Here is a 21,140-nt window from a genome sequence, read left to right as displayed (position 1 = left end):
TTATGAGAATTGAAATCATTACTATTGCATCCCCGAGTTTCCCCGGACCTCCGCCATGAAGCGCAATGCCGCCGGCCTTTCCCTCAGCTACCGCCTGGGCGTGACCTCACGCAGCCTGGCCGCGCTGCTGGGCGGCTACCTGTTGGCGTCCATGGCCAGTGTCTGCATCGCCCTGCTGGCACCCTTGCCGCAGGTCGACGCGGCCATGACCGGCATGATGTTGTCGTTCGTCTTCTACCTGTTGGCCTTTCTCTGGTGCTTCGCCTGCCGCAGCGCATGGCGTGCCTGGCTCGGCGTGTTGCTGCCAAGCCTGCTGCTGGGTTTGGTCAACGGGCTCGCCTACTGGATGAAAAACCCATGAAGGAAGGTTTCCGTCAGGCGATGGCCTGGTTGCACACCTGGACCGGGCTGATTTTTGGCTGGTTGTTGTTCGCCATCTTCCTGACCGGCACGCTGTCGTACTTCAAGGAAGAGATCAGCCACTGGACGCAGCCGGAAGTCCGCCGCCATGCCCTCGACCCCGTGGCCAGCCTGGGCTTGGCCCAGCGTTACCTGGAGGCCAACGCCGGGCATTCCGCGACCTGGATGATCCGCCTGCCCAGCGAACGCGAGGCCGCGTTGAGCGTGGGCTGGCGTGACCCCGATGGCGGCCGGCGCGGTTTTGTCAGCAAGAAGCTCGATGCGCAGACCGGGCAGCCGGTCGAGGCCCGCGACAGCCGCGGCGGCGAGTTCTTCTACCGGTTCCACTTCCAGCTTGAAATGCCTCACCCCTGGGGGCGCTGGTTGTCGACCTTCTGCGCCTTCATCATGCTCCTCGGCCTGATCACCGGGATCATCACTCACAAGAAGATCTTCAAGGAGTTCTTCACCTTTCGCCCTGGCAAGGGCCAGCGTTCGTGGCTCGACGGGCATAACGCCATCGGCGTGCTGGTGCTGCCGTTCCACCTGATGATCAGCTACAGCAGCCTGGTGATCTTCATGTACATGGTGATGCCGGCCAGCATCATGGCCAGCTATGGCGGCAATACCAACGGCTATTTCAACGACCTGTTCGGCCGGGACGACGTGCCCAAGGTAGCTAACGTCGCGGCGCCATTGGTGCCGTTGGCCAGCCTGTACGCCAAGGTGCAGGAACAGGTGCCGGGCGCGCGCATGGGCTACATCCAGGTGCACAACCCGGGCGACCTCAACGCCCGCGTCAGCTTCGCCCAGGCGTCGGCCGACAATGTCGCCTACAAGCGCAGCGCCAACTGGATGTTCGACGGCAGCAGCGGTGAGCTGCTGAGCCAGGGCGCCCCGGAAACGGCTGCGATGATGACCTCGTTCACCATCGTCGGCCTGCACATGGGCAATTTCGCCGGGCCGTGGCTGCGCTGGCTGTACTTCGTGTTCGGCGTGGCGGGCACTGCGGTGATTGGTACGGGCCTGGTGATGTGGCTGGGCAAGCGCCAGCTCAAGCATGCAAAAAGTGAACGTATGCCAGGCGAACTGCGCCTGGTCGAAGTGCTCAACATCGCCAGCATGAGTGGCTTGCTGCTGGCCGTGGCCGGGTTCTTCTGGGCCAATCGGCTGCTGCCGGCGGCAATGCAAGGGCGGGCCGACTGGGAGGTGAACACGTTCTTCGTGGTCTGGCTGCTGTCGTTGGCGCACGCGGTGCTGCGCCCAGGGCGTCGGGCCTGGGGCGAGCAACTGGGGCTGGGGGCGCTGGCCTTCGCCGCGCTGCCGTTGCTCAACGCAGTGGCGACCGGGCAGGGGCTGAATCATTCCGTGCTGGACGGCGACTGGGCCATGGCTGGCTTCGACCTGACGGCGCTGGGCACTGGCCTGTTCCTGGCCTGGGCCGCAGGCAAGATGCTGCGCGTGCCCAAGCCGGTGGCCAAGCGCGCACCACGGGCGCCCAAGGCGACGGCTGAAACCGTCGAGGTGAACTGATGTTGAGCATTGCCCTGATCGGTTACGCCGGGTTCGCCGCCTTGTGCTTGGCGATGGACAAACATTTCAGCGACCTGCTCGGGCGCAAACCTGCACCTGGACAATTGCGTGGTCTGCGCCTGGCGGGCTGGCTGTTGCTGCTGGTGTCGCTGGTGTTGTCGGTGCACCAGCGCGGCTGGGCCCATGGCCTGGTGGAATGGATCGCGGTGCTGATGGCCGGGGTGACCTTGTGGGTGTTCGGACTGCCTTACCAGCCGCGCCTGTTGCTGGGGCTGGCGGCGATCAGCGTGGTAGTGGGCCCGCTGCTGGCCGTGTTGGCCGGGTGACGCCTTGATCGAGCCCGACAGCGACAGTAGCCGCGCACGTTTCGTCCAGGTGTTCCTGGCCCAGCGTGCGCGCATGGAGGCGCTGGTCAGCCGCCGGGTCGGCTGTCGTGCTACGGCATCAGACCTGGTGCAGGAGCTGTTCCTGCGCTTTTGGCGCCGCCCCGCGGTCAAGGTCGAGGCACTGGATACCTACCTGCTGCGCTGTGCTGGCAACCTGGCCATCGATCATCTGCGCAGCGAAGGTAGCCGCGCACGCATCGCCCAAGCGTCGCTGCCGTTGGATCCAACAGGCTCGGCCCAGGCACCGGAACAGGCGCTGGAAGTCGACCATGACCTGCAGCGCATCGAAGCTGCACTGCATGCCTTGCCCGAGCGTACCCGGCAGATCTTTTTGCTCAACCGCCTTCACGGGTTGAAGTACGGCGAAATCGCCAATGCCCTGCAACTGTCCCAGAGCACCGTGGAAAAGCACATGATGCGTGCCCTCGAAGCGTGCAAGGCGGGTGTTGCCGAACCGAGACCCTCGCACTGGCGCCGTGCCCTGGGCACTGCAGCGTGCCTGGTGCTGGCCATAGGCGTTGCCGGGGGCTGGCGTCCCGGATACTGGCTGCAGGACCTGCAGGCCGATTTCAGCAGCCGCGACACGATTCACCAGGTGACGCTGGCAGACCAATCGCAGGTAACCCTGGATGCGGGGAGCGCTATCGCGGTCGACTTCCAGCAAGGCGAGCGCCATGTGCGGCTGCTGCATGGCGCTGCATTCTTCAAGGTGACGCACACCGGTGAGCCGTTCGTGGTGGAGGCTGCCGGTGGCCAAGTGCGGGTGCTCGGCACCGAATTCGAAGTGCGCGATCAGGCACACGGCGCACAAGTCACCGTGCGCAGCGGGCGCGTGGCGGTCACCTCGGCACAGGGGCAGGCGCCCCGTGAGCTGACGGCCAATCAGCAACTGGCGTATGCCGAAGGGCTTGCGGGAGAAACCCTGAGCGTGAACGGCGATAGCCGTATGGCCTGGCGCCAAGGTTGGCTCAATTACGACCAGGTGCCGTTGGCGCAGGTGGTCGAGGATCTGCGGCGATATTACCCAGGGCGGATCGTATTGCTGGGTGATGAGTTGGGGCAGCGCAAGGTCAGCGGCAGCTTCCCGGTAGATGAGCCGCTCATGGCGTTGGATTCGCTTGGGAAGGTGATGGGTTTCTCCCGGCACACCGTTCTTGGGCGTTTCACAGTTATTCGGTAGTTGCTGGTGCTGGCCTCTTCGCGGGCAAGCCCGCTCCCACAAGTACAGCGCGGGCTTGCCCGCGAAGAGGCCGGTACAGGGAAAATTAATTCAAAAAACGGATGAGGTAACAGGACGTGGCATCCGTGTAATGGGTGGAAGTGCGATTCATTCGCAGTCACAACCCTCTCACAGGTCAGCGTCCATGAAGTTCACCCCGCGTTGCGTCCCCCTCTGGCTCGGCTTCTCTGCGCTTGCGGCCATCACCGTGGCTCCTGCGGTACTGGCCGCCGAGCAGTTGCAGCTGCATACCTTCGCCCAGCCCAGCCAACCCTTGGCCCAAGCGCTCAACGCCTTCAGCCGCGCCTCGGGACAAAGCGTGGTCTACACCCTCGAACTGCCCGCGGTGCAGGCACCGGCCCTCAATGGTAGTTTCAGCGCCGAGCGGGCCCTGCAACAGTTGCTGGGCAACGCCGGCCTGAGCTGGCGCCGCGTCGACGCTCGCACCCTGACCCTCGAACCGCTGGACACCTCCGGCGCCCTCAACCTGCAGGCCACCCCGGTGAACGCGCAGATGGACGCCTACAGCTACCAGCCTCCCGCCAGCGCCTCGATCATGCGTGGCCAGGGCCCAACTCCGGACATCCCCCAGGCCATTAACGTGGTCCCGGCCCAGGTGATCCGCGACCAGGCCCCGCGCAATCTCGATGACGCGCTGGCCAACGTCAGCGGCATCACTCAGGGCAACAACTTCGGTGGCACCTCCGACACCGTGATGAAGCGGGGTTTTGGCGACAACCGCGACGGCTCGATCATGCGTGATGGCATGCCGATCGTGCAGGGCCGCAGCCTCAACGCCAGCACCGAGCGGGTAGAAGTGCTCAAGGGCCCAGCCTCGCTGCTGTACGGCATCCAGGACCCGGGCGGGGTGATCAACGTGGTGAGCAAGCGCCCGCAACTTCAACAGTACAACGCCCTGACCCTGCGTGGCTCGACCTACGGCAGCGGCAAGAACGGCAGTGGCGGCGGCTTCGACAGCACCGGCGCGCTGGGCGACAGCAAGCTCGCCTACCGCTTGATCGTCGACCATGAGGACGAAGACTACTGGCGCAACTATGGCGTGCACCGCGAGTCGCTGGTGGCGCCGTCGCTGGCCTGGCTGGGCGAGGACACCCAGGTGGTGCTGGCCTACGAGCACCGCGAGTTTCTCTACCCGTTCGACCGCGGCACGGCATTCGGCCGCAACGGCCACCCGTTGGACATCCCGGCCACGCGCCGCCTGGATGAGCCCTTCAACGACATGGAAGGCCGTTCCGACCTCTATCGCCTGGAGGTCGATCATCAACTGGCCGACGACTGGAAACTGCACTTCGGCTACAGCTTCAACCGCGAGACCTACGACGCCAGCCAGGTGCGCGTGACCGGCGTCAACGAAGCCAAGGGCACGCTGACACGCAGCATCGACGGCACCCACAACGCCATGAGCCGCGACCAGTTCGCCACCTTGAGCCTCAATGGCAACGTCGAACTGGCCGGGATGCAGCATGACCTGCTGTTCGGCGTCGACCACGAAGACCGCAAGGTCTTTCGCGGCGACCTGATCCGCCAGACCGCCACGTCCACCTTCAGCTATGTGAACCCGGTCTACGGCCAGGAAGTGGAAGGCAGCACGGTGCGCGCCAGCGACAGCGACCAGACCGACAAGCTGCGTACCGATGCGCTGTTCGTGCAGGACGCGCTGCACCTGGACGACCACTGGATCCTGGTGGCCGGTGCGCGCTTCCAGCAGTACGACCAGTACGCCGGCCGTGGCCGTCCGTTCACGGCCAATACCGACAGCAACGGCCAGGCCTGGGTGCCGCATGCCGGCATCGTTTACAAGGTCGATGATCAGTTGTCGTTCTACGGCAGCTACAGCGAGTCGTTCAAGCCCAACTCCAGCATTGCCCCGCTGACCGGTGGCGTGGTGCTGGATGGCTCGGTCGCGCCCGAAGAGGGCAAGTCGTGGGAACTGGGGGCCAAGCTCGACATGCCAGGCAGCCTGACTGGCACCCTGGCGCTGTTCGACATCACCAAGCGTAATGTGCTGGTGGCCAACTTCGATACCGGCACCGGCGAGACCGTGTACAGCAATGCCGGCGAGGTTAATTCACGGGGTGTGGAGCTGGATTTGACCGGACAGCTCAGCGAGCGCTGGAGCCTGATCGGCAGCTATGCCTTCACCGACGCCAAGGTCACCAAGGACCCGGACCTTGAAGGCAACCGCCTGCAGAACGTGGCCAGGCACAGCGGTTCGTTGTCGGCCGTGTATGACTTCGGCAGCCTGTTCGGTGGCGACCGCCTGCGCTTCGGCGCGGGAGCGCGGTATGTCGGCGAGCGCGCGGGTAACGCGACCAACACCTTCGACCTGCCGAGCTATACCGTCGCCGATGCCTTTGCCACGTACGAAACCAAGCTCGACGAACACAATGTGCGTTTGCAGCTCAACGTGAAGAACCTGTTCGACAAGGTCTACTACAGCTCGGCGGTGAACCAGTACTTTGCCGCGATTGGCGATGCGCGGCAGGTGAGCCTTTCCAGCACCTTCGAGTTCTGAAGTATCGGGGCTGCTTTGCAGCCCTTCGCGGGCAAGCCCGCTCCCACAGGAAAGGTGCACTCCCTGTGAGAGCGGGCTTGCCCGCGAAGGGGCGCAAAGCGGCCCAAATCAAGCGCTGAACGCTGCGCGATAATCGCCAGGCGTGGCACCGAGTGCCTGGCGAAAGCGGTTGCTGAAATGGCTGGCACTGGCAAACCCGCACAGCAGGGCAACTTCACCCAGCGGCAGCTGGCCAAGGCGCAGCAACTGACACGCACGGTGCAACCGCCGAGCCAGTAAGTACTGGTGTGGTGGCAGGCCGAAACTTACGCGGAACATGCGTGCGAAGTGATATTCGGACAGATTGCAGCGCACGGCCAGCTCACCGAGGGTAACGGGCTGGTCGAGGTGCGCCTCGATGTACTCGACCAACTGCCGACGCAGGTTCGGCGCCAACCCGCTTTTCAGGCGCAGACCTTGGCGCAGGCCCACCTGGCTGAGCACCGCGTGATCGACGATTTCGTGCGCCAGGCTGCTGGCCAGCAAGCGCTCGCCGGGCTCATCCCAGTCCAGACTGATCAATTGGCGAAAGCGCAGCGACTGCTGCGGATCGTCGAGAAAGGTCGCCTCCTGCAGCTGTAATTCCCGTGGCTCGCGGTCGAGCAGACGCACGCAACCCAGGGCGAACTGCGCCTCGCTGATATACAGGTGCGCCAGGCGGATCGAGCCGTTGACCACCCAGTTCGACTCGTGGCCAGCCGGCATGATGCACAGCTTGTTCGGCGCGCCCTTGTCGGCCGGGCGCTGGCGGCGGAAGGTGCCAGTGCCGTCGGCGATGTAGCACGACAGGGTGTGGTGGCTGGGTGCCTGGTAATCACGGGCATCGTCACGGTTGCGCCACAGCGCCGCTGCCAGGCCATCACCCAGGTGCGCGCTCAGCTCCAGCTTCGCATGGGGCGAGGCGTGCATGGCGTTGAACACTTGCAACTGGTTGAGTGGGGTCATGGGCATTTCCTCTGATGGCCATCGTACTGCGCTTGCGCTGTGCTGACAGTAGCCTTGAAGGGAAAAGCGCAAGTTTGTGCAAGCGGCTGACGGTGGTCTGAGAGAACACTGATGGCCCTGGCGAGGGCTGCGCCCTCGATTCGCGGGACAAGCCCGCTCCCACTGGCGCAACGCTGTCTGTGGGAGCGGGCTTGCCCCGCGAAGCGCCGGGCACCGACATTGAAAGGCCCAAGGAACCGCCGCCATGAACCTGTCACTCTACCTGCTCACAGTCATGATCTGGGGCACAACCTGGATTGCCCTGAAACTACAGCTGGGCGTGGTCGCCATCCCGGTCTCGATCGTCTACCGCTTCGCCCTGGCCGGCTTGATCCTGTTTGTCATCCTCCTGCTCAGCCGCCGCCTGCAACCGATGAACCGGCGGGGCCACCTGATCTGCCTGGCCCAGGGCTTGTGCCTGTTCTGTGTCAACTTCATGTGCTTCCTCACCGCCAGCCAATGGATCGCCAGCGGCCTGATCGCCGTGGTGTTTTCTACCGCGACGTTGTGGAATGCACTGAACGCACGGGTGTTCTTCGGCCAGAGGATCGCCAGCAACGTGCTCGGTGGTGGCGCACTCGGCCTGCTGGGGCTGGGCCTGTTGTTCTGGCCAGAGCTGTCGGACCATGCGGCCAGCCGCGAAACGCTCTTCGGCCTTGGCTTGGCGCTGCTCGGCACGCTGTGCTTCTCAGCCGGTAACATGCTTTCCGCCATGCAGCAGAAAGCCGGGCTCAAACCGATGACCACCAACGCCTGGGGCATGGCCTACGGCGCTTCGATGTTGGGACTGTATTGCCTGGTCAGCGGTATCCCGTTCGACATGGAGTGGAACACCCGTTACATCGGCTCGCTGATGTATCTGGTGATTCCAGGCTCAGTGATCGGCTTCACCGCCTACCTGACCCTGGTCGGGCGCATGGGGCCGGAGCGTGCGGCCTATTGCACGGTGCTGTTTCCGCTGGTGGCGTTGAATGTGTCGGCGTTTGCCGAAGGCTACCAATGGACGGCCCCAGCGTTGCTGGGGCTCGTCGCGGTGATGGCGGGGAATGTGCTGGTGTTTCGCAAGCCAAGGGTCAAGCCTGCGGTGATTCTGGCGCGTTAGCCCTTCCACACCTGCGGGTTCACCAGGTCCTGCGGCCGCTCACCCAGCAGTGCCGCACGCAGGTTGTCGATCGCCCGGTTGGCCATGGCTTCGCGGGTTTCGGCGGTGGCCGAGCCAATGTGCGGCAGGGTCAGTGCGTTAGGCAGCTTGAACAGCGGCGAGTCGCTTAGCGGTTCCTTCTCGTACACATCCAGGCCGGCGCCGCGAAGGGTGCCATTCTGCAGGGCCTCGATCAGTGCCGTTTCGTCGACCACCGGGCCACGGGCGATGTTGATCAGGAAGGCGCTCGGCTTCATCAGCTTCAGCTCACGCGTGCCGATCAGCTTGCGCGTGGCATCGGACAGCGGCACCACGATGCAGACGAAATCGGCTTCGGCCAGCAGTTGCTCAAGGCTGCGATACTGCGCACCCAGCTCCTGTTCCAACGCCGTCTTGCGGCTGTTGCCAGCGTAGACAATCGACATGTTGAAACCGAAGCGGCCACGGCGGGCGATGGCCGCGCCGATGTTGCCCAGGCCGACGATGCCCAGCGTCTTGCCGTGCACATCGCTGCCGAACTGCGCCGGGCCGACGGTGGCCTGCCACTGGCCAGCCTTGGTCCAGGCGTCCAGCTCGGCGGTGCGCCGCGCGCAACCCATGATCAGCGAGAAGCCAAGGTCCGCAGTGCTCTCGGTGAGCACGTCGGGGGTGTTGGTCAGGGCGATGCCACGCTCGTTGAAATAGTCGACGTCATAGTTGTCGTAGCCGACCGATACGCTCGACACCACTTCAAGCTTTGCCGCCCCTTCAAGTTGCGCACGGCCAAGCTTGCGGCCGACGCCGATCAGGCCGTGGGCGTCGGGCAACGCTTCGTTGAACTGGGCACTGATGTCGCCGAGTTTCGGGTTCGGCACGATCACGTTGAAGTCTTGCTGCAGGCGCTCGGCCATGGCCGGGGTAATGCGGCTGAAGGCCAGGACGGTCTTTTTCATCGGGCAACTTCTCAGGGCGGTGGTGGGTCAGTTGCAGCCCTTTCGCGGGCAAGCCCGCTCCCACAGGAATTGCGCACACCCTGTGGGAGCGGGCTTGCCCGCGAAAAGGCCGTCATTGATTAGCAACCTACCATTGTCCACCGCCCCAATGCAGCAGCTTTTTCAGTTGGCGATCAGCAACTCGTGGGTTTTCAGGTCCGCCTCATGGGCGGCGAGAATTTCCGGCAGCGAGTTGCGCAAGTACTCGACCCAGGTCTTGATCTTGGCATCCAGGTACTGGCGCGATGGGTAGATCGCATACAGGTTCAGCTCCTGCAGGCGGTAGTCCGGCATCACCCGTACCAGGCTGCCGTCACGCAGGCCATCGATGGCCGAGTAGATCGGCAGCACGCCCATGCCCATGCCGCAGCGGATCGCCGTCTTCATCGCGTCGGCCGAATTGACCTGGAACGGCGAGCTGGTGATGTTGACCAGTTCCTGGCCTTCCGGGCCGTCGAACAGCCACTTTTCCAGCGGGATTACCGGGCTGACCATGCGCAGGCAGGCGTGCTGCAGCAGGTCGACCGGCTTGTGCGCGAAGCCGTTTTTAGCCACGTAGTCGGGCGAGGCGCAGACGATGCTGTAGGTGATGCCCAGGCGCTGCGACACGAAACCCGAGTCTGGCAGTTCAGTGGCCAGCACGATGGATACGTCGTAGCCTTCGTCGAGCAGGTCAGGCACGCGGTTGGCCATGGTCAGGTCGAAGGTCACGTCCGGGTGCGATTCACGGTAACGGGCAATGGCATCGACCACAAAATGCTGGCCGACCCCGGTCATCGAATGCACTTTCAGTTGCCCGGCAGGCCGGGCGTGGGCGTCGCTGGCCTCGGCTTCGGCCTCCTCGACGTAGGTGAGGATCTGTTCGCAGCGCATCAGGTAACGCTTGCCTGCTTCGGTCAGGGCGATGCGTCGAGTCGTGCGGTTGAGCAGCCGGGTTTGCAGATGGGCTTCCAGGTTGGAGACCGCCCGCGACACGTTCGCGGTGGTCGTATCCAGTTGTGCCGCGGCGGCAGTGAAACTGCCGAGTTGGGCTACGCAACTGAAAGCACGCATGTTTTGCAGGGTGTCCATGGGTCACTCTCAAGCTAGAGGACAAAATTGTGTCACGAAGTTACTTAAAAGTGCCTTCGACCAAAGGCGGATTATCGCTGTTTCGGTAACAAAGATTCGCAGGAATCTGCGCTTATCGCCAGTGCGACGGCCCCCTAGAATTGCTCGGCCCCTCCACCTCTTCCTCGGGAAATCGCAGCTGTGCCGCGTCGCATCATCAGAACGCTTCAAGCGTTCAGTGCCTGTGCCCTTAGCCTCACCTTGAGCGGCTGTATCGGAACCTGGGGTATTGCCCCGCAAAGCAAGACGCTGCCAGCCAATACCTTGACCACTGACGCGGCCATTCGCCAAGCCGCCACCGACGCCCACTGGCCCGACCAGCAATGGTGGCACGCCTATGGCGACCCGCAACTGGACCATTGGCTTGCATTGGCCGTGGCCGGCAGCCCGAGCCTGGCCATGGCGGCGGCGCGAGTGCGCGAAGCCAAGGCCATGGCCGGCGTGATCGAATCGGCAGAAAACCTCCAGGCCAACGGCCAGGCGGCACTCAAGCGCCACAACTGGCCAGAAGATCAATTCTACGGCCCCGGCGACCTGTCAGGTGCCAACACCTGGGACAACAACGCCGCCATCGGCTTCAGCTATGCCCTCGATCTTTGGGGCGGCGAACGCAACGCCAGCGAACAGGCGGTGGACCAGGCGCACATGAGCGTCGCCGAGGCCCGCCAGGCGCGGTTGGAGTTGCAGAACAACGTGGTGCGCGCCTACATCCAGCTGAGCTTGCACTTTGCCCAGCGCGACATCGTCAAGGCCGAGCTCGAGCAGCAAGAGCAGATCCTGGCCCTGGCCAAGCGCCGCCTCGATGGCGGCATCGGCACCCATTTCGAGGTCAGCCAGGCCGAAGCGCCGCTGCCTGAAACCCACCGCCAGCTCGACAGCCTCGACGAAGAAATTGCCCTGACCCGCAACCAGCTGGCGGCGCTGGCAGGGAAAGGGCCAGGGGAGGGCGCGCAGCTCCAGCGCCCCAGCCTGACCCTCGCAGCCCCGCTGAAGCTACCGTCGACACTGCCGGCCGAACTGGTCGGCCAGCGCCCCGACGTGGTCGCCAGCCGCTGGCAGGTGGCCGCCCAGGCGCGGGGTATCGACGTCGCCCACGCCGGCTTCTTCCCCAATGTCGACCTGGTCGGCAGCCTCGGCTTCATGGCCACGGGGGGCGGGCCGCTGGAATTCCTCAGCGGACGCAAGTTCAACTACAACGTGGGGCCGGCCATCAGCCTGCCGATCTTCGACGGCGGCCGGTTACGCTCGCAATTGGGCGTTGCCGCAGCGGGTTATGACGTGGCCGTGGCGCGATACAACCAGACAGTGATCGGCGCGCTGAAGAACATTTCCGATCAGTTGATCCGTCGGGAGTCGATGAAGGAGCAGTCGCATTTCGCCGCCGAATCGGTGGCCGCCGCCCAGAAAACCTACGACATCGCCATGGTCGCCTTCCAGCGTGGTCTTACCGATTACCTCAACGTACTCAACGCGCAGACTTTGCTATTCCGTCAGCAACAGGTGCAACAGCGGGTTCAGGCTGCGCGCCTGGTCGCCCATGCCGAGCTGGTGACCGCGTTGGGGGGTGGCTTGCAGGCCGGTGAGGACGTACCGGAAGAAGAACGCCAGGCCGTACCGAAAACGCCGGCCACGCTGGCCATCTTCGACCGTAAAGCGGACCACGCCGAATGAGCACGTCAAGCCTGCCGCTGCGCTGGCTGTACAGCCTGGAGTGGCGCCGGGGCTTCTTCGCCTGGGCGCGCACCGATGGGGTGACCTGGGTCTACATCTTCAAAGTGCTGGCCGCCGCGTTCATCACCCTGTGGCTGGCCATGCGCCTGGAATTGCCGCAACCGCGCACGGCGATGATCACCGTGTTCATCGTCATGCAGCCGCAAAGCGGCCACGTGTTCGCCAAGAGTTTCTATCGGGTGCTCGGCACGCTGGCCGGTTCGGCGATGATGGTGGCGCTGATCGCGATCTTCCCGCAGAACACCGAGCTGTTCCTGCCCAGCCTGGCGCTGTGGGTGGGCCTGTGCTCGGCGGGTGCCATGCGCTACCGCACCTTCCGCGCCTATGGCTTCGTGCTGGCCGGCTACACGGCGGCGATGATCGGCCTGCCGGTGCTGCAGCACCCTGACCAGGCATTCATGGCGGCCGTGTGGCGGGTGCTGGAGATTGCCCTGGGGATTCTCGTGTCGACCTTCGTCAGCGCCGCAATCCTGCCGCAATCGGCCAGCGCCGCCATGCGCAACGCGTTGTACCAGCGCTTTGGCGTGTTCGCCGGGGTAGTGGTCGAGGCGCTGCGCGGTGACAGTCAGCGTGACCGTTTCGAAACCAGCAACGTGCGCTTCATCGCCGAGGCGGTGGGCCTTGAAAGCCTGCGCAACGTCACCGCCTTCGAAGACCCGCACATGCGCAGGCGCAGTGGCCGCCTGGTGCGCATGAACAGCGAGTTCATGGCCATCACCACGCGCTTCAACGCCTTGCACCGCTTGCTCGAACGCTTGCGCGCGCGCGGCCCGCTGCAGATCGTCGGGGCCATCGAGCCAGGCCTGAACACCTTGGTCGAGCTGCTTCAGCCCTATGTCGGCCGGGCTTTGACCGACGCCGATGCATTGCGCCTGACGCTGGAACTGGCGGCCTACAAAGAGGGCCTGCAGGCGCAGGTCCGTGGCCTGCGTACCGAGTACCTGCAAAGCGAGCCCAGCGAGTCTGACCTGCTCGACTTCCACACCGCCTTCGAGCTGCTCTACCGTTTCGTCGACGAGATGTACAGCTACGCCGAAACCCACGCCTCGCTGGCGGCGCACAAGCACGAACGCGAGCAGTGGGACGAGCCCTACGTGGCCCAGACCAGCTGGCTGGTGTCGCTGGCCGCTGGGGTGCGCGCCTCGGCGGTGCTGTTGCTGCTCGGCAGCTACTGGCTGCTCAGCGACTGGCCCAGCGGCGCGATGATGACCCTGATTGCCACGGTAACCGTGGGCCTCTCGGCGGCATCGCCCAACCCCAAACGGATGTCGTTCCAGATGGCCTGCGGCACGGCAATCGGCGCGTTCATCGGCTTCTTCGAAACCTTCTTCGTGTTCCCCTGGATCGACGGTTTTCCGTTGCTGTGCATGGTGCTGGCGCCGGTGTTCGTGCTCGGCGCGTTCCTGTCCTCGCGGCCGGCCTACGCGGGTTACGGTATTGGCCTGCTGGTGTTCTTCGCCATCGGTTCGGTGCCCAACAACCTGACCGTGTACGACCCCTACACCTTCATCAATGACTACATCGGCATGGTCATCGGCATGTTCGTCTGCGCCGCCGCGGGGGCAATCGTCCTGCCGCCGAACAGCCGCTGGCTGTGGAGCCGCCTGGAGCAGGAGCTGCGCGAGCAGGTGCTGTTCGCCATCAGCGGGCGCCTGCGTGGCCTCGGCTCAGCCTTCGAAAGCCGCACCCGCGACCTGCTGCACCAAGCCTATGGCCTGGCCGCTGGCAAACCGCAGGTGCAGAGCACGCTGATGGGCTGGATGTTCACCGTGTTGGAGATCGGCCACGCGATCATCGAACTGCGCAAGGAACAGGCCCGTGCGCCGATCCACCCGGCCTATGCCGAGTCGCAGCCATGGCGCCAGGCAATCCGCGTCATGGGCCGAGCCCTGGCGCGGTTGTTCCTGCAGCCCAGCGTCAGCAACCACGAACGCGCGCTGGTGGCGGTGGATCACGCCATCAGCCGCGTGCAGGCCACCGACGAACCCTTTGCCCGGCACTTCGACACCTCGGTGCTGCGGCGCGCGCAGAGCTACCTGCACTTCATCCGCTCCTCCCTGCTCGACCCACAGTCGCCATTGGCACCGGCGAAAGGACTGCACCATGCCCCGTGAGATCGCCTTCCATGGCGTGTACATGCCCACCATGACCTTGATGTTCCTGTTCGCCCTGGGCCTGGCCTGGGGCCTGGACCGCTTCATCGCCAGCCATGATGGCTATCGCTTCTTCTGGCACCCGGCGCTGCTGCGCCTTTCCCTGTTCGTCTGCCTGTTCGGCGCCCTGGCGCTGTCGCTCTACTGGTGAGAAACCTTCGATGAAAAAGTTCTTCAGCCTGATCGCCACCTTGCTGGTGCTGACCGCTGCCGTGGTGATCGGTCGCCAGTTGTGGCTGCACTACATGACCACGCCGTGGACCCGCGACGGCCGCGTGCGCGCCGACATCATCAACGTCGCCGCCGACGTGCCGGGCTATGTGGTAGAAGTACCGGTCAAGGATAACCAGCGGGTGAGGAAGGGCGACCTGCTGATCCAGATCGACCCTGAGCATTATCGGCTGGCGGTCGACCAGGCCAAGGCCATGGTTGCCTCCCGCAAGGCGACCTGGGAGATGCGCAAGGTCAACGCAAGGCGCCGCGCCGACATGGACAACCTGGTGATCTCCAAGGAAAACCGCGACGACGCCAGCAACATCGCCAATTCCGCTTTGGCCGATTACCAACAGGCCCAGGCTGAATTGGCGGCGGCCGAGTTGAACCTCAAGCGCACGCATATCGTCGCCACGGTCGATGGTTATGTGACCAACCTGAATATCCACAAGGGTGACTACGCGCGAACCGGTGAGGCGGTGATGGCGGTGGTCGATGAAAACTCGTTCTGGGTGTACGGCTTCTTCGAGGAAACCAAGCTGCCGCATGTGAAGGTCGGCGACCAGGCCGAGCTGCAGATGATGAGCGGCGAGCGCATCAAGGGGCATGTGGAGAGCATCGCCCGGGGCATCTACGACCGCGACAACCCGCAGAGCCGCGAGCTGATCGCCGATGTGAACCCGACCTTCAACTGGGTGCGTTTGGCGCAGCGGGTGCCGGTGCGGATTCATATCGATGAAGTGCCGGACGGGTTTTTGCTGGCGGCGGGGACGACGTGTACGGTGGTGGTGAAGCCGGGCATGCCTTGAGAGGTGTTTAGACTGTGAGATCGAGCGCCGCCCGCGCGGCGCTCGATCTTAAGACCGCTGCAAGCCTTACGACATGCACTTGTCAGCCACACCGCCAAGCAATCTACGCAGCCCCCACCAACACCGGCACCTGAACCCGATCAATCACCTTCGCGCTGATCGACGGATCCAGCAACCGCCCCAGCCGCGACAGATGCCGGTGGCCCATGATAATCAGCTCGCACCGCAGCTCTTGCGCCTTGCCAACGATGGCCTCGACCGGTTGCCCGGCAACCATGCAGCCTTGGCTGGTGAAGCCGGCCTGTTGCAGAGTCTGAACGGCCTCCGCTACGGCGCGGTCACCCAGGCGCTGTTCCTCGCATGCAGCGGGGTATTCCTCCAGTTCTTCGGGGGTGTAAGGAGCGGGTTTGTCGTGCACGGCAAAGGTCGAGTCAATGGCCAGCAGCACGTGCAGTTCGTGTTCATCGGGGCGGCAGTAGCGGCGGGCGAGATTGAGCAGGGCGGTTGAGGCAGGGGAGGCGTCGATGGCGATCAGGACGGGGCTGGGCATGCGGGATCCTTGCTGAAGCTGGCTATTCGATCGACTGCACTGGCCTCTTCGCGGGGCAAGCCCGCTCCCACAGGAATCCCCACACACCATGTGGGAGCGGGCTTGCCCCGCGAAGAGGCCAGTGCAGCCACTGCATCACTTATGGCCCATCCCAGCTTCAAGATAAATGCCGCATCACGCACGACCGCATTGCGCCTGGCGCAATCATCCGACCTGTTAATATCGCCATTCCCACAACCGCCACGGAAATCGGCCATGCATCTCCCGGACATGAACCTGCTCGTCGCCCTCGACGCCCTGCTCGATGAAGGCAGCGTGGTCGGCGCAGCGCAGCGCATGAACCTGAGCCCGGCGGCGATGAGCCGCACGCTGGGGCGCATTCGCGATGCCCTCGGCGACCCGATCCTGGTGCGCGCCGGCCGTGGCCTGGTGCCGACGCCGCGGGCGTTGGCATTGCGCGAGCAGGTGGCAGCGCTGGTGGAGCAGGCCGGTGAGGTGTTCCGTAGTGCTGATGACGTCGACCTGCCCAAGCTCGACCGGGCCTTCAACATTCGCACCAACGACCTGTTCATCGCTCTCTACGGCGCCATGCTGTTGCGCCGCCTGCACGAGCAGGCACCACGCACGGTGCTGCGCTTCGTGCCGGAGAGCCCCGGTGGCGATGACGACAGCGTGCTGCGCGACGGGCGCACCGACCTGATCATCAGCTCGACCGTCGACCTGGGTCCGGAGATCAAGGTGCAGAGCCTGTTCCAGACCTATTACGTAGGCCTGGCGCGGCGCGATCACCCGATCTTCGATCAGCCGATCACCCCGCAAAGTTTCGCCAGTTATCCACAGATCAGCGTGTCCCGCCGTGGCCGCGCCAATGGGCCGATCGATGTCGAACTGGCCAACTTCAAGGTGCAGCGGCGTGTGGCGCTGATCACCCCGAGCTTCCATTCGGCGCTGTTCTCGCTACCGGACTCGGACCTGATCCTGCCGATGCCGGCCAACATCCTCAACAGCGTGCACAAGCTGGGCTTGCCGTTGCGCTCGTTCGAGATCCCGGTGCCGCTGGAGCGGGTGACGGTGCTCCAGGCATGGCATCCACGGTTTCACAATGACCCGGCGCACCGCTGGTTGCGGCAGACCTTGAAGGCCTGCTGCAGTGTCGATCCCTGATGTCGATTGCGTTTGATGCAACTTAAAACTGCCGATAAGTCAGTTTTCGTCAGCATTCGACCTTCATAGACTTGTTCCAGCTGAAATTTTGTTGCTGGAGATGTCTGCGCATGAGTTCCCTATCCGCCCCTGCTGCCGCGATCGCCGTCGCCCCCACGCCGGCCGCTCCTGCGCAGACAGCGTTCGGCCTGCGGGTGGTGGTCGGGCTGTTCGGCGTGCTGCTGGCGGTGCTGTGCGCCGGCCTCAACGAATCGGTGACGAAGATTTCCCTGGCGGATATCCGCGGCGCGATGGGCATTGGTGCCGACGAGGGCGCCTGGCTGCTGGCGGTGTACAGCGCCGCCTCGGTCTCGGCCATGGCCTTCGCGCCGTGGCTGGCCACCACCTTTTCGCTGCGCCGTTTCACCCTCTGCGCGGTCGGCTTGTTTGCTGTGCTCGGCCTGTTGCAGCCGTTTGCCCCCAACCTGCACAGCTTGATGCTGCTGCGCATTCTTCAAGGCTTTGCCTCCGGCGCCTTGCCGCCGATGCTGATGAGTGTGGCGCTGCGCTTTCTGCCGCCGGGTATCAAGGTCTACGGCCTGGCTTGTTACGCCCTGACCGCGACCTTCGGGCCCAACCTGGGCACGCCGCTGGCGGGCTTGTGGACCGAGTACGTGGGTTGGCAGTGGGCGTTCTGGCAGATCATCCTGCCCTCGGCCCTGGCCATGTTCTGTGTCGGCTGGGGCCTGCCGCAGGATCCGCTGCGCCTGGAGCGCTTCAAGCAGTTCGACTGGCGCGGCGTGCTGCTTGGCCTGCCGGCGATCAGTTGCATCGTCCTCGGCCTGTCGCTGGGTGACCGCTGGGGCTGGTTCGACTCGCCGCTTATCTGCTGGCTGCTGGGCGGTGGCGTGCTGCTGCTGGTGCTGTTCATGTACAACGAGTGGTCCGAGCCGCTGCCGTTTTTCCAGTTACGCATGCTGTCGCGGCGCAACCTGAGTTTCGCCCTGGTGACCCTGGCCGGCGTGCTGATCGTGTTATCGGGCGTCGCCAGCATTCCATCGGCGTATCTCGCGCAGATCCAGGGTTATCGCCCGGCGCAAACCAGTCCGCTGATGATGCTGGTGGCCATGCCGCAGCTGATCGCCCTGCCGCTTACAGCCGCGCTGTGCAACCTGCGTGCGGTGGACTGCCGCTGGGTGCTGGCCACGGGGCTGGCGATGCTGGCGGTGTCGTGCATCGGCAGCAGCTTGCTGACCAGCGAATGGATCCGTGGCGACTTCTACCCGTTCTACCTGCTGCAGGTATTCGGCCAGCCGATGGCGGTATTGCCGCTGCTGATGCTGTCCACCAACGGCATGACCCCGCAGGAAGGCCCGTTCGCCTCCAGCTGGTTCAACACCGTCAAAGGTCTGGCCGCAGTTGTTGCCGGTGGCCTGCTGGACGTCCTCGGCACCTTGCGCCGACATTTTCATTCCAACCACCTGGTGGACAGCCTGGGCAACGCCCCGCTGGTCGATGACAGCACGGCGGGCCTGGCCAAGCGCATCCATGACCAGGCGCTGGTGCTGACCTCGGCCGACCTCTACCTGGTCATGGCCTGCATCGCCGTGGCGCTGATTTGCCTGATTCCCTTCGTGCCTACCCGGGTCTATCCGCCGCGCGCGGTGGCCTGAACCCTGGATGAATTCGAGACACTGAACATGACCAACCCACGCAAAACCCTCTTGATCGGCTCGGTACTGGCCGTGGCTGTGCTGGCCGGCATCGTCGGCCCCTGGATGCTGGGCAGTGACCACCGGCAAAGCACCAATGACGCCTATGTGATTGCTGATTACACCGTGGTCGCGCCCAAGGTGGCGGGGTTCATCAAGGAGGTGCTGGTGGAGGACAACCAGCAGGTCCAGGCCGGCCAGTTGTTGGCGACCATCGACGCGCGTGACTACCAGGCCGCGCTCGACGCTGCCCAGGCCCAGTTGCTGGTGGCCAAGGCGCAGAGCGCCGATGCCCGCGCCACCCTGGAGCGCCAGGCGGCGTTGATCGCCCAGGCCGAGGCGGCAGTGAAGGCGGCCCAGGCCGAAGCCTCGTTCGCCGACCATGAGGTCAACCGCTACAGCCGCCTTGCCGAGCAGGGCGCCGGCACCGTACAGAATGCCCAGCAGGCGCGCAGCCGGGTCGACCAGGCCCGTGCACGGCTGGCCAACACCCAGGCGGCGCTGGTGGCCACGCGTAAGCAGGTGGACATTCTCAGCGCCCAGGTGGCCAGCGCCGATGGCCAGTTGAAGCGGGCCGAAGCGGGCCTGGAAAAGGCTCAGCTGGACTTGTCCTACACCCGCATCACCGCGCCGGTAGACGGCATGGTCGGTGAGCGTGCGCTGCGCGTGGGCGCTTTCGTCAACCCGGGCGCGCGCCTGCTGTCGGTGGTGCCGTTGCAGCATGCCTACGTGGTCGGCAACTTCCAGGAAACCCAGCTGACCCACGTGCAGCCGGGCCAGCCAGTGAGCATCAGCGTTGATACCTTCTCTGGCGAAACCCTCAAGGGCCATGTCGAAAGCATCGCGCCGGCCACCGGCGTGACCTTCGCCGCCGTCAAACCGGACAACGCCACCGGCAACTTCACCAAGGTGGTGCAGCGCATCCCGGTGAAGATCGTCTTCGATGATGGCCAGCCACTGCTGGAGCGTCTGCGGGTGGGCATGTCGGTGGAGGCGACCATCGACACCCACGATGACAAGCTCGCCGGCAAAGAGGTGAGTGCACGATGAAACCGGCAATGCGCTTGAGCCCCCTGCTGCTGGCCGTGCTCATGGCGGGTTGCACGCTGGGTCCCGATTTCCAGCGTCCTGACAGCCAGGCACCCCAGCAATGGGCGCCGCTGCAAGGTGAGGCGGCAGCCAGCCAGCCGCAGGCCGAACCGCTGGAGCTGCGCTGGTGGGAGACCTTTCACGATGCCCGCCTGAGCGCGCTGATCCAGCAGGTGGCCGAGCGCAATCTCGACCTGCAGATCGCCAGCGCCCGGTTGCTGCAAAGCCGCGCATTGCGCAGCACGGTCGCGGCAGATGAAACACCATCGGTCGATGTGAACGCCGGTTACAGCCGCGCCCGCAACAGCGCCGAAGGCCTGAGCGACCCGTCCGGCAAGGCCGGCAAATCGGCGTTCAACCTGTGGCAGGGCGACCTGGTCGCCGGTTGGGAGCTGGACCTCTGGGGCCGCGTGCGGCGTCAGGTGGAGGCCGCCGACGCCACGGTGGAAGTGGCCGAGAACGATCGACGCGGGGTGCTGCTGGCACTGTTGTCGGAAACGGCCGGCAACTACATCCAGCTGCGCGCCGTACAGCACACTATTGATGTCACTCGCGACAACCTCAAGGTGGCTCAGCACAGCCTGAAGCTGTCCCAGGACCGCCAGGCCGAAGGGGTCGCCACTCGCCTTGACGTGGCCCAGGCCAGCGCCCAGGTCGCCTCGATCGAAGCGCGCCTGCCAAGCCTGGAGGCGCGCCGCGATGACCTGATCAACGCCCTCAGCCTGCTGGCGGCCGAGCCGCCGCGCAGCCTGCAGGCGCAGTTGCTGGAGGGCGGCGGGTTGCCTGCGCCGCAGCAGCAGTTCGCGATTGGTCTGCCGTCCGAGCTGGCCGAGCGCAGGCCTGACATCCGCCAGGCCGAGGCGCGCCTGCATGCGGCCACGGCCAGCATTGGCGTGGCCAAGGCGGACTTCTACCCGAGCATCCGCTTGTCTGGCAGTGTCGGCTTCCAGGCCATGCAGCTGTCGGACTTCGGCGCCTGGGACGCGCGTCGCTTCGCCTTCGGCCCACAGCTGTCGTTGCCGATCTTCGAAGGCGGCCGGCTCAAGGGCACGCTTGAACTGCGTGAGGCGCAGCAGCAGGAAGCGGCGCTCAACTACCGCAAGGTGGTACTCGGTGCCTGGCATGAGATCGACGATGTACTGCGCCTGTACAACGCCAGCCAGCTGCGCCGCGATCACCTGGCCGAAGCGGTGCGGCAGAACCGCATCGCCCTGGAAACCGCCCAGCGCCAGTACGTGGAAGGCGCGGTGGACTTTCTCAATGTACTGACCGTGCAGGGCGCCCTGCTGGCCAGCGAAGAGCAGTGGATCGACAGCTCGGCGGCAGTGTCGCAGGCGCTGGTCGGGTTGTACAAAGCGCTGGGCGGCGGTTGGCAGGCGTTCGATGAACAGCCGGCGAAGAAGGCCTGAGCAAAGGGAGGCA

At 64.7% G+C, this 21,140-nt stretch carries 18 protein-coding genes; 14 read left to right on the top strand and 4 right to left on the bottom strand.

Going from position 1 to position 21,140, the window contains the following annotated elements:
• Window positions 1–55 precede the first annotated feature (55 nt).
• From ACZ6YA_RS12535 to ACZ6YA_RS12515, 5 genes are all read left to right on the top strand, one after another.
• Window positions 56–361 carry a DUF3649 domain-containing protein gene (locus tag ACZ6YA_RS12535; protein ID WP_465897422.1) on the top strand — a complete coding sequence of 102 codons (306 nt, stop codon included), beginning with the start codon at window positions 56–58 and terminating at the stop codon, window positions 359–361.
• Entirely contained in the window at window positions 358–1,932 is a 1,575-nt protein-coding gene (locus ACZ6YA_RS12530) for a PepSY-associated TM helix domain-containing protein (protein WP_465897421.1), read from the top strand. Before ACZ6YA_RS12535 ends, ACZ6YA_RS12530 begins: the two co-directional genes overlap by 4 nt.
• Window positions 1,932–2,258 carry a DUF3325 domain-containing protein gene (locus ACZ6YA_RS12525; protein WP_465897420.1) on the top strand — a complete coding sequence of 109 codons (327 nt, stop codon included), beginning with the start codon at window positions 1,932–1,934 and terminating at the stop codon, window positions 2,256–2,258. Before ACZ6YA_RS12530 ends, ACZ6YA_RS12525 begins: the two co-directional genes overlap by 1 nt.
• 4 nt (window positions 2,259–2,262) lie before the next feature.
• Window positions 2,263–3,498, top strand: coding sequence for a sigma-70 family RNA polymerase sigma factor (locus ACZ6YA_RS12520; protein WP_465897419.1), 1,236 nt, complete (start codon window positions 2,263–2,265; stop codon window positions 3,496–3,498).
• Window positions 3,499–3,682: 184 nt separating this feature from the next.
• Window positions 3,683–6,073, top strand: a complete 2,391-nt coding sequence (locus ACZ6YA_RS12515) for a TonB-dependent siderophore receptor (protein WP_465897417.1) — start codon at window positions 3,683–3,685, stop codon at window positions 6,071–6,073.
• Window positions 6,074–6,181: 108 nt separating this feature from the next.
• Here ACZ6YA_RS12515 and ACZ6YA_RS12510 read toward each other — a convergent pair whose 3' ends face one another.
• Entirely contained in the window at window positions 6,182–7,057 is an 876-nt protein-coding gene (locus ACZ6YA_RS12510; RefSeq protein ID WP_465897416.1) for a helix-turn-helix domain-containing protein, read from the bottom strand.
• Between the two features lie 244 nt (window positions 7,058–7,301).
• On the opposite strand from ACZ6YA_RS12510, the gene ACZ6YA_RS12505 reads away from it, so the two are divergent.
• A complete protein-coding gene (locus tag ACZ6YA_RS12505; RefSeq protein ID WP_465897415.1) occupies window positions 7,302–8,198 on the top strand; it encodes a DMT family transporter in 897 nt (298 codons plus the stop codon).
• Here the strand turns inward: ACZ6YA_RS12505 and ACZ6YA_RS12500 are convergent.
• On the bottom strand, window positions 8,195–9,169 hold the full coding sequence (locus ACZ6YA_RS12500) for a 2-hydroxyacid dehydrogenase (protein ID WP_465897414.1): 975 nt from the start codon (window positions 9,167–9,169) through the stop codon (window positions 8,195–8,197). The two genes, ACZ6YA_RS12505 and ACZ6YA_RS12500, sit on opposite strands and share 4 nt — an antisense overlap.
• A gap of 162 nt (window positions 9,170–9,331) precedes the next feature.
• Window positions 9,332–10,279, bottom strand: a complete 948-nt coding sequence (locus tag ACZ6YA_RS12495) for a LysR family transcriptional regulator (protein WP_465897413.1) — start codon at window positions 10,277–10,279, stop codon at window positions 9,332–9,334.
• Between the two features lie 180 nt (window positions 10,280–10,459).
• On the opposite strand from ACZ6YA_RS12495, the gene ACZ6YA_RS12490 reads away from it, so the two are divergent.
• From ACZ6YA_RS12490 to ACZ6YA_RS12475, 4 genes are read left to right on the top strand one after another with little or no spacing between them, the layout of a single operon-like run.
• The gene (locus tag ACZ6YA_RS12490; RefSeq protein WP_465897412.1) at window positions 10,460–11,989 is read left to right on the top strand and encodes an efflux transporter outer membrane subunit; all 1,530 of its coding nucleotides are present in this window, start codon (window positions 10,460–10,462) and stop codon (window positions 11,987–11,989) included.
• Window positions 11,986–14,163, top strand: a complete 2,178-nt coding sequence (locus tag ACZ6YA_RS12485) for an FUSC family protein (RefSeq protein WP_465897411.1) — start codon at window positions 11,986–11,988, stop codon at window positions 14,161–14,163. The genes ACZ6YA_RS12490 and ACZ6YA_RS12485 overlap by 4 nt, the downstream gene beginning before the upstream one ends.
• Complete coding sequence (locus tag ACZ6YA_RS12480) at window positions 14,153–14,353, top strand: DUF1656 domain-containing protein (RefSeq protein ID WP_008097766.1); 201 nt, start codon at window positions 14,153–14,155, stop codon at window positions 14,351–14,353. Before ACZ6YA_RS12485 ends, ACZ6YA_RS12480 begins: the two co-directional genes overlap by 11 nt.
• A 10-nt stretch (window positions 14,354–14,363) precedes the next feature.
• Window positions 14,364–15,224 (top strand): efflux RND transporter periplasmic adaptor subunit, encoded by an 861-nt coding sequence (locus ACZ6YA_RS12475; protein WP_465897409.1) that lies wholly within the window; start codon window positions 14,364–14,366, stop codon window positions 15,222–15,224.
• A 103-nt stretch (window positions 15,225–15,327) separates the two neighbouring features.
• On the opposite strand, the gene ACZ6YA_RS12470 is transcribed toward ACZ6YA_RS12475, so the two are convergent.
• The gene (locus ACZ6YA_RS12470) at window positions 15,328–15,774 is read right to left on the bottom strand and encodes a universal stress protein (RefSeq protein ID WP_465897407.1); all 447 of its coding nucleotides are present in this window, start codon (window positions 15,772–15,774) and stop codon (window positions 15,328–15,330) included.
• Between the two features lie 255 nt (window positions 15,775–16,029).
• On the opposite strand from ACZ6YA_RS12470, the gene ACZ6YA_RS12465 reads away from it, so the two are divergent.
• From ACZ6YA_RS12465 to ACZ6YA_RS12450, 4 genes are all read left to right on the top strand, one after another.
• The gene (locus ACZ6YA_RS12465) at window positions 16,030–16,938 is read left to right on the top strand and encodes a LysR family transcriptional regulator (RefSeq protein ID WP_465897406.1); all 909 of its coding nucleotides are present in this window, start codon (window positions 16,030–16,032) and stop codon (window positions 16,936–16,938) included.
• A gap of 110 nt (window positions 16,939–17,048) precedes the next feature.
• On the top strand, window positions 17,049–18,590 hold the full coding sequence (locus ACZ6YA_RS12460; RefSeq protein WP_465897405.1) for an MFS transporter: 1,542 nt from the start codon (window positions 17,049–17,051) through the stop codon (window positions 18,588–18,590).
• 27 nt (window positions 18,591–18,617) lie between these two features.
• Window positions 18,618–19,679: an HlyD family secretion protein gene (locus ACZ6YA_RS12455; protein WP_465897404.1), complete on the top strand. Its 1,062-nt coding sequence runs from the start codon at window positions 18,618–18,620 to the stop codon at window positions 19,677–19,679.
• On the top strand, window positions 19,676–21,127 hold the full coding sequence (locus ACZ6YA_RS12450) for an efflux transporter outer membrane subunit (protein WP_465897403.1): 1,452 nt from the start codon (window positions 19,676–19,678) through the stop codon (window positions 21,125–21,127). The genes ACZ6YA_RS12455 and ACZ6YA_RS12450 overlap by 4 nt, the downstream gene beginning before the upstream one ends.
• Window positions 21,128–21,140: the final 13 nt, after the last annotated feature.

The sequence above is a fragment of the Pseudomonas sp. NPDC090752 genome, assembly GCF_055584805.1.
Note: the sequence above shows the minus strand (reverse complement) of the source record. Positions and strands in the feature narration are given on the sequence as shown.

What these genes read in the sequence shown, in the direction of transcription:
- ACZ6YA_RS12510 (WP_465897416.1), bottom strand. Translation starts at nt 7,057, where the DNA reads ATGACCCCACTCAACCAGTTGCAAGTGTTCAACGCCATGCACGCCTCG.
- ACZ6YA_RS12460 (WP_465897405.1), top strand. Translation starts at nt 17,049, where the DNA reads ATGAGTTCCCTATCCGCCCCTGCTGCCGCGATCGCCGTCGCCCCCACG.
- ACZ6YA_RS12530 (WP_465897421.1), top strand. Translation starts at nt 358, where the DNA reads ATGAAGGAAGGTTTCCGTCAGGCGATGGCCTGGTTGCACACCTGGACC.
- ACZ6YA_RS12535 (WP_465897422.1), top strand. Translation starts at nt 56, where the DNA reads ATGAAGCGCAATGCCGCCGGCCTTTCCCTCAGCTACCGCCTGGGCGTG.
- ACZ6YA_RS12480 (WP_008097766.1), top strand. Translation starts at nt 14,153, where the DNA reads ATGCCCCGTGAGATCGCCTTCCATGGCGTGTACATGCCCACCATGACC.
- ACZ6YA_RS12450 (WP_465897403.1), top strand. Translation starts at nt 19,676, where the DNA reads ATGAAACCGGCAATGCGCTTGAGCCCCCTGCTGCTGGCCGTGCTCATG.
- ACZ6YA_RS12515 (WP_465897417.1), top strand. Translation starts at nt 3,683, where the DNA reads ATGAAGTTCACCCCGCGTTGCGTCCCCCTCTGGCTCGGCTTCTCTGCG.
- ACZ6YA_RS12470 (WP_465897407.1), bottom strand. Translation starts at nt 15,774, where the DNA reads ATGCCCAGCCCCGTCCTGATCGCCATCGACGCCTCCCCTGCCTCAACC.
- ACZ6YA_RS12465 (WP_465897406.1), top strand. Translation starts at nt 16,030, where the DNA reads ATGCATCTCCCGGACATGAACCTGCTCGTCGCCCTCGACGCCCTGCTC.
- ACZ6YA_RS12505 (WP_465897415.1), top strand. Translation starts at nt 7,302, where the DNA reads ATGAACCTGTCACTCTACCTGCTCACAGTCATGATCTGGGGCACAACC.
- ACZ6YA_RS12475 (WP_465897409.1), top strand. Translation starts at nt 14,364, where the DNA reads ATGAAAAAGTTCTTCAGCCTGATCGCCACCTTGCTGGTGCTGACCGCT.
- ACZ6YA_RS12500 (WP_465897414.1), bottom strand. Translation starts at nt 9,169, where the DNA reads ATGAAAAAGACCGTCCTGGCCTTCAGCCGCATTACCCCGGCCATGGCC.
- ACZ6YA_RS12485 (WP_465897411.1), top strand. Translation starts at nt 11,986, where the DNA reads ATGAGCACGTCAAGCCTGCCGCTGCGCTGGCTGTACAGCCTGGAGTGG.
- ACZ6YA_RS12495 (WP_465897413.1), bottom strand. Translation starts at nt 10,279, where the DNA reads ATGGACACCCTGCAAAACATGCGTGCTTTCAGTTGCGTAGCCCAACTC.
- ACZ6YA_RS12455 (WP_465897404.1), top strand. Translation starts at nt 18,618, where the DNA reads ATGACCAACCCACGCAAAACCCTCTTGATCGGCTCGGTACTGGCCGTG.
- ACZ6YA_RS12525 (WP_465897420.1), top strand. Translation starts at nt 1,932, where the DNA reads ATGTTGAGCATTGCCCTGATCGGTTACGCCGGGTTCGCCGCCTTGTGC.